General features: G+C 65.8%; 11 protein-coding genes and 2 pseudogenes. 6 read left to right on the top strand and 7 right to left on the bottom strand.

From position 1 onward, the window contains the following. Positions 1 to 192: 192 nt before the first annotated feature. Together AC067M_RS45505 and AC067M_RS45500 are read right to left on the bottom strand one after the other, a co-directional pair. Positions 193 to 1,248: pseudogene (locus AC067M_RS45505) on the bottom strand (IS701 family transposase); the annotation flags it as partial. 26 nt (positions 1,249 to 1,274) lie between these two features. Then, entirely contained in the window at positions 1,275 to 1,808 is a 534-nt protein-coding gene (locus AC067M_RS45500; RefSeq protein WP_478702873.1) for a transposase family protein, read from the bottom strand. 681 nt (positions 1,809 to 2,489) lie between these two features. Between AC067M_RS45500 and AC067M_RS45495 the strand changes: the two genes are divergently transcribed. Further along, positions 2,490 to 3,617, top strand: coding sequence for an SGNH/GDSL hydrolase family protein (locus AC067M_RS45495; RefSeq protein WP_478702872.1), 1,128 nt, complete (start codon positions 2,490 to 2,492; stop codon positions 3,615 to 3,617). 7 nt (positions 3,618 to 3,624) lie between these two features. Here AC067M_RS45495 and AC067M_RS45490 read toward each other — a convergent pair whose 3' ends face one another. Further along, positions 3,625 to 3,756, bottom strand: coding sequence for a hypothetical protein (locus AC067M_RS45490; protein WP_478702871.1), 132 nt, complete (start codon positions 3,754 to 3,756; stop codon positions 3,625 to 3,627). A 97-nt stretch (positions 3,757 to 3,853) separates the two neighbouring features. Between AC067M_RS45490 and AC067M_RS45485 the strand changes: the two genes are divergently transcribed. Together AC067M_RS45485 and AC067M_RS45480 are read left to right on the top strand one after the other, a co-directional pair. Next, the gene (locus AC067M_RS45485; RefSeq protein ID WP_478702870.1) at positions 3,854 to 5,209 is read left to right on the top strand and encodes a class I SAM-dependent methyltransferase; all 1,356 of its coding nucleotides are present in this window, start codon (positions 3,854 to 3,856) and stop codon (positions 5,207 to 5,209) included. A 636-nt stretch (positions 5,210 to 5,845) separates the two neighbouring features. After that, positions 5,846 to 6,538, top strand: a complete 693-nt coding sequence (locus AC067M_RS45480; protein WP_478702869.1) for a DUF4238 domain-containing protein — start codon at positions 5,846 to 5,848, stop codon at positions 6,536 to 6,538. Positions 6,539 to 6,683: 145 nt separating this feature from the next. On the opposite strand, the gene AC067M_RS45475 is transcribed toward AC067M_RS45480, so the two are convergent. After that, positions 6,684 to 8,228 (bottom strand): SEL1-like repeat protein, encoded by a 1,545-nt coding sequence (locus AC067M_RS45475; RefSeq protein ID WP_478702868.1) that lies wholly within the window; start codon positions 8,226 to 8,228, stop codon positions 6,684 to 6,686. Positions 8,229 to 8,642: 414 nt separating this feature from the next. On the opposite strand from AC067M_RS45475, the gene AC067M_RS45470 reads away from it, so the two are divergent. After that, a complete protein-coding gene (locus AC067M_RS45470) occupies positions 8,643 to 8,786 on the top strand; it encodes a DUF6233 domain-containing protein (protein WP_478702867.1) in 144 nt (47 codons plus the stop codon). Positions 8,787 to 9,097: 311 nt separating this feature from the next. On the opposite strand, the gene AC067M_RS45465 is transcribed toward AC067M_RS45470, so the two are convergent. Both AC067M_RS45465 and AC067M_RS45460 read right to left on the bottom strand, forming a co-directional pair. Then, positions 9,098 to 9,793 (bottom strand): hypothetical protein, encoded by a 696-nt coding sequence (locus AC067M_RS45465; protein WP_478702866.1) that lies wholly within the window; start codon positions 9,791 to 9,793, stop codon positions 9,098 to 9,100. Positions 9,794 to 10,008: 215 nt separating this feature from the next. Then, positions 10,009 to 10,188 carry a hypothetical protein gene (locus AC067M_RS45460; protein ID WP_478702865.1) on the bottom strand — a complete coding sequence of 60 codons (180 nt, stop codon included), beginning with the start codon at positions 10,186 to 10,188 and terminating at the stop codon, positions 10,009 to 10,011. A 54-nt stretch (positions 10,189 to 10,242) separates the two neighbouring features. Here AC067M_RS45460 and AC067M_RS45455 point away from each other — a divergent pair. Then, a pseudogene (locus AC067M_RS45455) lies at positions 10,243 to 10,855 on the top strand (IS6 family transposase); the annotation flags it as partial. A gap of 232 nt (positions 10,856 to 11,087) precedes the next feature. Here the strand turns inward: AC067M_RS45455 and AC067M_RS45450 are convergent. Further along, the gene (locus tag AC067M_RS45450) at positions 11,088 to 11,342 is read right to left on the bottom strand and encodes a hypothetical protein (RefSeq protein ID WP_478702874.1); all 255 of its coding nucleotides are present in this window, start codon (positions 11,340 to 11,342) and stop codon (positions 11,088 to 11,090) included. Between the two features lie 362 nt (positions 11,343 to 11,704). On the opposite strand from AC067M_RS45450, the gene AC067M_RS45445 reads away from it, so the two are divergent. Next, positions 11,705 to 12,433, top strand: a complete 729-nt coding sequence (locus AC067M_RS45445; RefSeq protein WP_478702864.1) for an IS6 family transposase — start codon at positions 11,705 to 11,707, stop codon at positions 12,431 to 12,433. Positions 12,434 to 12,492 lie beyond the last annotated feature (59 nt).

Here is a 12,492-nt window from a genome sequence, read left to right as displayed (position 1 = left end):
GACCCCAAGCCGTTCATCTGGACCAAGACCGCCGAAGAGATCCTCGATTCCCTCGCCCGCTTCTGCCAACGGATCTCTGGCGCAGGACACTAGTAGGACTCCGTTAGGTTGCTCTGGCTCTTGAGTTTGGGCTGGTGGGGGATGTTCTGGGCAGGGGGCGGTTGCAGGTGGTGCAGGTTCCGGTCCAGCAGTTCAGCAGGTCTTGGATGGCGTCGAGGGTCTGGTAGAGGGTGAGTCCGCTGTATCGGCTTTTGGGGCCAGTCGCTGTTCGGTGAGGAACGCGTGGGCGGCGGTGACCAGGGTGACGTGGTGATGCCACCCCGTCCAGGAACGTCCCTCGAAGTGGTCCAGGCCGAGGCCGTGCTTGAGTTCGCGGTAGTCGTGCTCGATGCGCCAGCGGATCCTGGCCAGGCGGACCAGTTCGGTGAGCGGGGTGTCGGCGGGCAGGCTGGACAGCCAGTAATCGGTGGGTGCTTCGGCGCTTTCGGGCCATTCGATCAGCAGCGTGACCTCGGGCAGGACGCCGTCCCACAAGCCCTCCCGCGCGGTGGCGGCGGCCTGGGCCAGGCGGCGGGATCGGACACCGGCCGGCCGCACCCGCAGCGCCAGAAAGCGCGAGTGCATCGGCCCGCGGGAGCCCTCACGCCAGGTGACCTCGGTGAACGCCTGTCGCCCGTGACCAGCGGCCAAAACGGATACAGAGGACGGCTTGTCCCGGTAGCGGGGCTGCGGCCTGCGGCCGTTGCCGGACCACGCCGGGGCGGTGGGCTTTGCGTTGTGCGGGTGCACGGTCACGTCCGAACGGACGGCCACGACATAGCCGATGGCCCGCTCGCTCAGGCCGTCGCGGAAGTCGGCGTTCTGCCCGTAGCCGGCGTCTGCCACCGCCACCGGCGGCACCAGCCCCCACTCGGCCAGCTCGTCGAGGGTGTCCAGGGCCAGGCGCCACTTCTCCCGGTGCCCGACCTCATCGGGCACCTGGCAGCGATGCCGGCGTTCGGCGTCGCTGTCCCACTCCTTGGGCAGGAACAGCCGCCACTGAAGCGGGACGGAGGCGGCATCGGTGACCGCGTGCACGCTGACCGCCACCTGGCAGTTCGCCTGCTTGCCCAAGGCCCCGCAGTACTGGTGAGCGACGGCGACCGACATCTTCCCGTCCTTGGGAAACGACACGTCGTCGACCGCCCAGGCGTCCGGTCCGATCAGCGGCACCATCCGCTGGGCGATCCGCCGCCGCACCGGCACCGGGGGCTCCACCACGCCACGACGCACCATCAGACACCTTCCCACCCAACAACGTGACAGCGCCCGGCGAGCAGGTGGATCTTGCGGCCCTTCGCTCTGGCCGCACCGCGCAGGCTTTTGCCGTCCACTGAGAGGCCGCGCAGCCCGCTCGCCTTCGGGCGACGGTCGGCGAGCCATCGTCCGACCGCCCGGTCCAGCGCGTCGCCGTCAACTCGGGCCAGCAGCCGCCGGACCGTCGTTTCCGCAGGCAGGAGCCGCTTCGGGAACAGTGGGTCGAGGCGTATGCCGAGGCGTTCCAGGATGTGCGGCGGGGCGTCGGCGATCCATTCACCGACTGCCAGCACAGAGGTCGCCCCCGCAAGGACCGCGCACGCGGTCAGCGCGAGCACGGCAACCAGGGCGTGCCGTACATCGCGCGGGTCTCGTGGGTCGGGCACCTCGGCCAGCCGCTGCAGCAGGCGCGGGACCTCGTCGGATACGACCTCGGGATGCTTGCGGAGCTGGTCAAGGCACGCGGGATCAGCGATGATGCGTCGACAGGCACGGTCTTCCACTCGGATCACGGGGCGTAGAGAACTCCATGATCTTGGAAACCCGTGCCTTCCTCGTTCCGGGTACCACCGAGCTGACAGACCGCCATGAACCGGGCCCGCACGACAACGCCGAAGCCTTGCACCCGGCCGAAGGGCAGTTGACGACACGCTTGATTTCGATGCGGCTTCGGCTTTCTCCGCGGCCAGGTCGGCCGACCGACAAACTTCGATCCCGGCATCTTCATTCCGGTAATCGACGGCATTCGACCCGTCGAACAATGAGGCCGAATGCTGCGCTTAACACCAGCCCAACCCGGCAGTTGGAGTCAGCATTCCTGCGGGTGGACGGGCTGTTGAGAGAAGCAATCGACACCTAGTCGATCACTCAACGAGTGGCTACCGGCGAGTCTGGTGACCAGTTTCCGCTCGGTCAAACATTTCTGATGGTTACACGTGTCGTAGCGACCATTACTTTGTCAGTCTTCCGTAGCCAAGTCGGTCACCACCTTGCTAAATTGACGCCCACGCCTCCGATGTGAAGTCGGGTAGATCACGCAGCTCACGGAGGCATGAATCCCCCCGCGCCTTCACCAAGGCCTTCTTCTGGTGCCCGGAAACCGTATCGGCTGAGTTCCACCGCACCCAGCCTCGCTTCACGCCACGCCTTCGGGCATGCACCCCCCCAATAACTGGAAAGCGCACACACAAGTGATGAGACCCCTTCAGAGTGTCGGCCCCCGGCTGGCCATCGCCGCCGCGACGATCGTGCTGGGCACGCCCGGACTTGCCACCGCCGCCGAGGACACCGGCGCCAAGGACGCCACGTACTACATCTCGCTCGGCGACTCCCTGGCCACCGGCTACCAGCCGGACGTCGACAAGGACACCGACCTCGCCTACACCGACCAGCTCTACGCGCAACTCAAGCAGCGCACCCCCGGGCTGAAGCACATACGCCTGGGCTGCACCGGTGAGACCACCGAGTCCCTGATCAAGGGCGGAGAGTGCGACTACCCGCACGCCAAGTCCCAACTGGACGCCGCCCTGCAGGCCATGGCCCAGCACCACGGCAAGGTCGCTTACGTGACTCTCAGCGTGGGCGCCAACGACATCATCCAGGGATGCGTCAGCCCGGCCGGCACTCTCGACGGGGCCTGCCTGAACAGCACCAGCCAGAGCATGGCGAAGAACATCGCCCAGATCGCGGGCACCCTCCGCAAGGCGGGCACGAAGAACACCCAGTTCGTGGGCTCGACGTACTACAACCCGTTCCTGGCGACCTGGCTGCTCGGCGCCTCCGGTCAGCAGGGCGCCAAGGAGTCGGCACCCCTGGTCGAGGCCGCCAACACGGGCATCACCCAGGTGTACAAGCCCACCGGCTTCAAGGTGGCGGACCTGGCCGGGGCCTTCTCCTCGGACGACTTCACCACCCAGGTCAACGTGCCCGGCGTGGGTGAGGTGCCGGCCAACGTGGCCAAGATCTGCGAGCTGACCTGGGCGTGCGCGAAGAAGGACCCCCACCCCAACGCCGACGGCCACAAGCTGATCGCCGGCGCCTTCGCGGCGCAGCTCGCCGACACCGACGTGCCCGGTGCGAGTCCGTCCCCGACCCCCACCCCTGACGACTCGGCCACGCCCGAGCCCGGCACCGGCACGGGCGGCGGCAGCGGCACCGGCGGCGACACGGAGGCGAACCAGCCGTCCACGAACGGAGACCTCGCCGAAACCGGCGCGTCGAGCAGCACCCCCGTCCTCGCGGGTGCCGGTCTCGCCGTCGTGGCGGCCGGCAGCGCCGCGGTCTACTTCGCGCGCAGGCGCCGTACGACCAACGAGAGCTGACGGTCAGTCAGCAGATCCCGTACGACAGCAGGCCGCCCGCGATGTCGCGGGCGGCCTGCTGCCCGGCTACGGACGACCGGGCAGCCCAAAGGCCGGGCTCGCCCTGCTGCGCAAGGCACAGCGCGACGGGCACGGTCACACAAGGGTGTTCTCCATCCCCCGCTCCTACGTCCACCAGCTGCTGACCGATGTGGGGCCGGTGGAGAAGGCCCACGTTTTGAACTGAGAGGTTTCACATGACCGAACCAGCCGCAGCAGTTCTGGCCCGCTTCAGTGAACAGGCGCTGGGTATCCCCCTGCCCGTGGGAATCCGCCTCTGGGACGGCAGCACGGCCGGCCCCAAGGACGGGCCGTCCTTCGTCCTGCGCGACCGCGAAGCCCTGCGGCGCCTGCTGTGGCGGCCCGGCGAGCTGGGACTCGCCCGCGCCTGGGTGGCCGGAGACCTCGAAGTCGACGGCGACCTGTACGAGCTTCTGAAGCGAATCTCGACGCTGCTGTGGGAACGGGAGGAGTCCGGCAGCCGCACGGCGGCGCTCCGCAGAGCGCTGAGCGTGCTGACCACACCCGACAGCCTGCGTGCCGTGAGCCGGACGCTCGGCCTCGCGGGGGTCGTGCTCCCGCCGGCACCGCCCGCCGAGGAGGTCGTGCGCCGTCGCGGTCCCGCGCACAGCCTGCGTCGTGACAAGGCGGCCATCAGTCACCACTACGACGTGGGCAACGACTTCTACGCCCTGGTCCTGGGCCCCTCGCTCGTCTACTCCTGTGCCTACTGGCAGGGCGACCCGTCCTCCGGCTCCGACAACACTCTGGAGCAGGCCCAGGAGGCCAAACTGGACCTGGTCTGCCGCAAGCTCGCCCTGCGCAAGGGGCAGCGGCTGCTGGACGTGGGCTGCGGCTGGGGCTCGATGGCCATGCACGCGGCCGAACGCTACGGCGTACAGGTCGTAGGGGTCACCATCTCGGACGAGCAGGCGGCACTGGCTCGTGAGCGTGTTGCCGCGGCGGGGCTTGAGCACCTGGTGGAGATCAGGGTGCAGGACTATCGCCAGATCGACGACTCCCCCTTCGACGCGATCTCCTCGATCGGTATGGCCGAGCACGTGGGCGGGAAGCGGTACCGAGAGTACGCGGACATCCTGCATCAACTGCTGAAGCCCGGCGGGAGGTTGCTCAACCACCAGATATCGCGGCGTCCTGTGCGGGACGAAGGGAAGTACCGGATGGACCCCTTCATCGACCGGTACGTCTTCCCCGACGGCGAGCTGGCTCCCATAGGCTCCACCGTGTCGCTGCTGGAGGAAGCGGGCTTCGAGGTGCGCGACGTCGAGTCCCTGCGCGAGCACTATGCCCTCACGCTACGTGAGTGGGTGGCCAACCTCGAAGCGCACTGGGACGAGGCGGTCAAGCTGACCTCGCCCGGGCGGGCGCGGGTGTGGCGCCTGTATATGGCGGCGTCGGCGGTCGGGTTCGAGACCAACACAATGGGCGTCAACCAGGTGCTGGCGGTCAGGACCGGCGGTGACGGCCGGTCCGGCATGCCGTTGCGCAGGGACTTCCTGGGGGCCTCGGCCTCGACCTCGGCGCTCGCCTGACGCGGCGTCGGCCCGGTGGCGTCGGTGGGTGGGACACGCCGCAGCCCGCCTGACGTGCTGCCTGCTGACACCGTCTTGCTCAACGGTCATGTCTGGACCGTGGACGCCCGCGACAGGATCCGGAAGACCGTCGCGATCCGCGCGGGCCGGATCGTTTGCGTCGGTACCGACGCCAGCGCGCGCCGGTACGTCGGCGAGCAGACCGATCTCGGCGGCCGGATGCTGATGCTCGGCCTGCATGACGGGCACGTTGTACGTCCTTGCCGGAGGACGGGCTGCTCGGGCTCGGCTTCGCCTACCAGCCGTACACCGTCCCGCAGTTCCTCGTCCATGGCCAGGGATTACCTCGCCAAGACCGCAGAGTCCGAGCCGGACAGCTGGGTGCCGGGCTCGAACCGGGTGCGCCGCGCCACCGACGGCGGGTGCGGCTCTCGCGGAATGAGATCGCTGCTCATCCCTGGAGTTCGTAGCTGTGCTGGTGGCACTGTCAACTTTGACTGGGCGTCAGATGATCAAGAAGGAGAACCCCAATCGGATCCTCCCTCCGGCAGGTCGATTCGGCGCCTCATTCGCGGAATCAGAGGTGAAGATTGCAAATCACCTATATGATCATCTGACGGTACGTCAAAGTTGACAGTGCCCATCAGACACCTACCCACCCAGCAACGTGACAGCGCCCATGCCGGCACTCCGTTCGCCGACCCGCTTCACGTCGCGACGCTGCGCGACCTGGTCGTGCTCCACTTCGTCCGGTCCCACCACTACCGCGATGTGCACACCGGCGCCTTCGAGCGCAGCCGTGCAGGTCTAGTCGGCAAGCTGATCAGCAATTTTCCGGAGCAACTGCGCCGCGAAGCACTGCGTGAGACGGGTCTGCATCTGTCAGGCCCGGGTCCCCTGGGCGCCTTCGCCGAGCGTCTCATCGAACAGTCCTCGGTCGTCCGCGACCACGAGAGCGGCAAGCTCTTCCGCTCCAGCATCGAGGACACGTTCTACAAAATGCGGGCCATGGCCTCGACGTGGGGGGTGGAAGTGCTCATGCCCGAAACGGGGCAGTTCCTCATCGGCGACAACACGGCAGTGACCATACGCACGGAAGGAAGCACCACCACGTACGGCATGGCCTTCGGGGACGCTCACACCCTCGTACTTCCCATCGGCCCAAGGCACCTGCTGGCTCTTGGCCCGGAGAACGTCATGGGCCCTGTCCCCGGAGCCCTCGTCGACCGCCTCAACACTGTGCAGGTCCACGCGGCCGAGCGCTACGTGTACATGCACCCCAAGAGCGGTCTGCAGGAGTTCGCCAGTCTCGCCGCACGTGTCCTGTGACAACGAACCTCGAATCCGTGCCATCGAGGTTTGAGTGGTGCGGATCACTGGGCCACGCATACGGCCGGTCTACTGGCTCGTTCTTCAGCCGGATGGCCTCGACGTGCCAAGGCAGATCTGGTAGGTCCCTGTGGCTGTGCCTGAGTCAAGAGCCGCGGATGCGCCACGTGCCGGATGCCGGGTGCCACACCAGGTGAACCCGTCCCTGATCCGGCCTACGGAGCGTCAGCTCGCCCAGGTCGAGTGACGAGAGAGCCCGCAGCGCCTCGTCCGACGCATTCGACCAGAGGAAGAGTGTGATGCCCGTATCAGGATCCTGGAGGATGGCAAGGCCCGGTTCAGCGCCCGCGGTGCGCATGGGCTTACGCAGGAGCCGACGGACCAGCTGGCGGGCCTGCCCGTAAGCATCGTCGGCGACCTTGGCCGCGAGGGCTTGGACGAATGGCACGATGGCGGTGGTGACCAGCGCTGTCGTCGCGACTTCTGCAATGCCGAGCCCGCCTGCCGCCCCCGGTGCTTGCGACTCGCGCGGCGCGGAGGCCCGCGCACGCCACTTGGCGGCCTTCTTGGCCCGACCGAGCTTTTCGAGGATCTCGGCCAATTGCTCTTGAGCCATCGACGAGCCTGCTCGGGCCTGCGGCCTCACGCACTGCTCGGCTTCGGTCAAACGGCCCTGCCCGATCAGAAGGGAGGCGAGGCGATAGCTGGCGGGCACGTATCCCACGCCCACGGCGGCTCGGTACCAGTGTTCCGCTTCGGTTACCTGCTCCCTCTCCAGCAGCAGGTCGGCGAGGACGAGCATTGAGGATGGATCGCCGACTCGGGCAGACTGTCGAAGCCAGAACTCACGCTGGTCCTCGCTGGTGCTGTAGCGGATCTTGTCCTTAATCGCCGCAGGCCAGCCCGCCTCTGCGGCGCGCTCCAACCAGATCTCCCAGGCATCCCGCCCGCCACTCTTGTGCTGGTAGTTGGCCTCGCGGTACATCGCCTCCGGATCTCCCGCCTCAGCTGCGCTGAACAACATCTGCCCGGCCAGATCGCTCGCGCGCCGGGAAACCGCGGATAGATACTGACTCACGACCCGCACCGCCACCGGATCGCCGGCTTGCGCGGCCAACCCGATGTTCCGATCCAGACTGCCGAACACCTCCGATGTTGGACCTCGTCCCTCCTTGGACGCCCGGACCGGTGCTCTGGACTCGCGCGGCGCGAAGGCCCGCGCACGCCACTTGGCCGCGTTCTTGGCCTGCCCGAGCTCTTCGAGGATCTCGGCCAAGTGTTTTGCGGTCCACGGGTCTAATTGGGCCTGCGGCCTCATGGACTGCTCGGCTTCGGTCAAACGGCGTGAGGGCGGATCGCCGCCTTGGGCAGCCCGACGGAGCCAGAACTCACGCTGGTCCTCGCTGGTGCTGTAGCGGATCTTGTCCTTAATCGCCGCAGGCCAGCCCGCCTCTGCGGCGCGCTCCAACCAGATCTCCCAGGCATCCCGCCCGCCACTCTTGTGCTGGTAGTTGGCCTCGCGGTACATCGCCTCCGGATCTCCCGCCTCAGCTGCGCTGAACAACATCTGCCCGGCCAGATCGCTCGCGCGCCGGGAAACCGCGGATAGATACTGACTCACGACCCGCACCGCCACCGGATCGCCGGCTTGCGCGGCCAACTCGATGTTCGGATCCAGACTGCCGAACACCTTCGATGCGGGTTGGACAGACCTCCGTCGGCGGACTCGGTGCTCGCGCAAGAGTGACTCACCGCCCTCGGTAGGTCGTGATACTCAAACTTCGTTGGCACGAACGTACTGATCATCAACCTTTGACGGCAATGATCAACACTCGCTGACACAGCACAGCACGGCAGCGAGCTGATCAGTAACACACCCCCCCTATAATCGAACACGTGAGCGAAGAACCGTCGCGGCTCCAGTTGCTCCGCTTTGCCAGGCGGGTGGTACTCCAGCAGGCGACGGCGGCCCTCGCCCAGATCGACGGATGGATCGCAGTGGAAGAGCGGCGCGAGGCAGAACGGCGACGGGGGGGAGGAGAGGCGGCCGCCTCCTCCCGAGTGGCTGATCCAGCACGGGCTCAACCGTGCGAACGTCGACGCCGTGCACACCGGTGAGTGCTGGGCAGCGGCCAAGAGCGGCCGGTGCCGTCCGGTCACCCGGCAGCAGGCGCTGGAAGCGCTGCGCCAGCAGGTGCCCGCCTGCGTCCACTGCCGACCGGACACGGCCCTCGGCATCCTCGACTAGTTGCTGTCGTAGCTGGGCTTACCGTTCGGCCGGTCGACGTTCGCGGCGCCGGGCACGGTGACGGGCTGCCGGGCGACGGCACTGTCAACTGACTGGGCATCAGATGATCAAGAAGGGAAACCCCAATCGGATCCTCCCTCCGGCAGGTCGATTCGGCGCCTCATTCGCGGAATCAGAGGTGAAGATTGCAAATCACCTTTGTGATCATCTGACGGTACGTCAAAGTTGACAGTGCCCCTTCACTGGATACGGTCCAGCTACAGTAGTCGGCGTCCGGTGCGTTCTGTAACGGCGGAGTGAGGTCAAATAGGTCATTTAAACCCATTCGCCTTAAGTCGAAGCACAGAACCGCCAGCCGAAAGCTTTACGATGCACCCATTCTTTACGTCGTAAAGAATATAGATTCCTTCCTTAGTGCCGAGGTAGAGTAACTTCCGTTTTGCGAGCTCCGAAATTTCTCGTCCATCGGATGTGCGCGTAAGGCTCTCTACTTCGTGAGCGGAGATGTCCATTACTAGCAGGTTCTGAAAACGGATGGGACTAACTTCACCGCCCAGTTGCCCCTTCACCCTCCGCTGCTCGATCCGCTGGTCGATTTTCTTCACACCAAGCCATCCCCCAAGTGCGGCGATTTCGACCAAGATCGCTACGATCATGGCGATTGCTTGCCACTTCAGGATGCGAGAGAATCTGCGTTCTCGCTCCTCCAGCTCATCGGCACCTTCGGGCTGGTCGGCACCTTTCGCCTTAGCTGCCTTTTTCGATTTACGCCGACGGTGACGTCGAAGTAGAGAAGAGGCGACAAATACCAGGATGGCTGTTAGGGCTAGTGAAATTACCGCAAGAATAATGAAGCCCCACGAGCGGAACAATGTTTGAGAGTAGTCGAGCCCTACATCGGAAGGGAGGATGCCGAAATTCTCGTAGAATTCATCATAGAGCAATGAAAGGGTTACGAATGCAACAAATCCCGCAATTCCAGTCAGGCCGACGATGAAAGTGGCCATTCGGTAAATGTGTTCGGTCTTGAGGCGGGACGTCTCCTCTGCTTTGCGGTTTGGCGTTTGTTCATTGTTTGTTCCCATGTATCGCCAATACCACATGGTCCCAAACTCTCCGAGTCTGGTGTTGCCATTCACTCGAATGAGTAATCGATTGAGCTGAGCGATCCATAGCGTTGGATCAAGTCATAGAGCTGGCGATCCCTCAACTCCGGGCGACCTCAGACGACGGCGTCGCCTTCCGGGTCGTACGTCCTGCCGGTGGTGGCGAGCAGCTGCGCGATGCGCTCCCACTCGCCGACTTCGGCCGGGCCGCGTTCGTCGTCGGCCAGGTCCACGCGGTCGCGGTCGAGGTGCTGCTGCAGCCGGGCGTCCTCGAGCGCGGCCGCGGGCACCGTCACGTTAGCTGAGCGGTGGGATGATCTCCTGGTTGATCAGGCGGGGAGGGGTCGTTCGTGGGGAGCGGGTCGCTGTCGTACAAGGGGCACCGGTATCCGGTCGAGGTCATCTCCCATTGCGTGTGGCTGTACTTCCGCTTCCCTCTGTCGTTCCGCGAGGTCGAGGAGCTGATGCTCGAGCGCGGCGTGACCGTCTCCTACGAGACGGTCCGCCGCTGGTGCGCCAAGTTCGGGCAGTCGTACGCAGGCGCGCTGCGCCGCCGGCAGCCTCGGCCTGGTGACAAGTGGCACCTGGACGATCTTCATCAAGATCAACGGGCGGTTGCAGTACCTGTGGCGGGCCGTCGACCAGAACGGCAACGTCCTGGACATCCTGGTGCAGAACCGCCGGGACAAGGCCGCGGCCAGGCGTTTCTTCCGCCGCCTGCTGAGGAGGACGGGTGTGGTGCCGCGGGTGATCGTCACCGACAAGCTCCGCTCCTACGGCGCGGCCCACCACGAGGTTATGCCCTCCGTCGAACACCGCTCCCACAAGGGCCTGAACAACCGGGCGGAGAACAGCCACCAGCCCACCAGGCAGCGCGAACGGGCGATGAAAGGCTTCCGCTCCGTGGGCGGAGCGCAGTGGTTCCTGTTCGCGTTCAGCGGCATCTCGCCCCACTTCCGGCCCCGCCGCCATCTGATGCCCCTACCGCGCCGAGATGACCGTCCGCTTCGCAATCTGAGAGCACATCACCGGAGTCACCGGCCTCGCCGCCACGGCCTGACCACAGGCCCGCAACCACGCTCCACCACACCACGACGCACCATCAGACACCTACCCACCCAACAACGTGACAGCGCCCACAGACGAGATCATGGACAGATGCCGTCGACCGAACCAGCAGTTCGACGAATTGGGCCTAACCTTCCACCCAGCGGGCAGCGTTGCCGGACAGGAAGCCGCCGCGCGAGCACTTGCCGCCCGGATGCTGGCCGGTGAGCTGACACCACGCGAGCTGGCCTTCCGGATCCACCATCGTTTTGGGCACGAGCTCCCCTTGGTCGAACAACTCGCCAACCTGGACGACGACTACGACGTCCTCGAATACGGCGACAGAACACAGGCGCAGGTCGACGCCGATGTCACGGCCGAAGCTCTTCGGCTTGCACAGCATCCTCGTGTTTCAACCGAGCCCACGGATGCACCGACCTAAAGCAGACCGGTGGACCCGTGGGTTCAGGCTGAAGGGCCTCGGTTTCCTTGAATCCACGCGGATCTTGGCCCCGGACTCCTTCCGCTGCCCGAAGGGAAATGTAGCTGGCGGGTAGTTGTCGCGAGCGGGGCGACATCGCCGGGCGCCGGTCAGCCGGCGGAGCGGCGCTGGCCGGTGAGGGAGTCGAACTCCCAGGTGTGTGCTTTGGGCGGTTCGCCGCAGACCTCGCAGACGCCAGGGCGCAGGAGCACCTCGAAGGGCACTGTCACGTTGGCTGACCGGTGGGATGATCTTCGGGTCGATCAGGTTGGGAGGGGTCGTCCGTGGGGAGTGCGTCGCTGTTGTACAAGGGGCACCGGTACCCGGTCGAGGTCATCTCCTACTGTGTGTGGCTGTACTTCCGTTTCCCGCTGTCGTTTCGCGAGGTGGAAGAGCTCATGCTCGAGCGCGGGATCGTCGTCTCCTACGAGACGGTGCGCCGCTGGTGCGCCAAGTTCGGGCAGACCTACGCAGGCGCGCTGCGCCGCCGACAGCCCCAGCCGGGTGACACATGGCACCTGGACGAGGTCTTCATCAAGATCAACGGGCGGTTGCAGTACCTGTGGCGGGCCGTCGACCAGGACGGCAACGTCCTGGACATCCTGGTGCAGAGCCGCCGGGACAAGGCTGCGGCCAGGCGTTTCTTCCGCAGGCTGATGAAGAAGAGCCGAACGGTGCCGCGGGTGATCGTCACCGACAAGCTCCGCTCCTACGGCGCCGCCCGCCGCGAGGTCATGCCCTGCGTCGAGCACCGACAGTCGAAGTACCTGAACAACCGGGCCGAGAACAGCCACCAGCCCACCAGGCAACGCGAACGGGCGATGAAAAACTTCCGCTCCGTGGGCGGAGCACAGCGGTTCCTGTCCGCGTTCAGCGGCATCTCACCCCACTTCCGGCCCCGCCGCCATCTGAGAAGCCGTATCTCAACCGATCTTGGAACGTGTGGATCGAACAGGGTTCCTGGTCGGGTGATCTTTCGGCGGGACGCGCATGAAGGCAGGGCCTCCTGGTAGCTCGGGGGTGCGACCCCATTCCGAGCGGTTCCCGGAGGCCCTGTTGTCGTTGTTGTACG

It is taken from the genome of Streptomyces sp. NPDC043427 (assembly GCF_056436655.1).
Note: the sequence above shows the minus strand (reverse complement) of the source record. Positions and strands in the feature narration are given on the sequence as shown.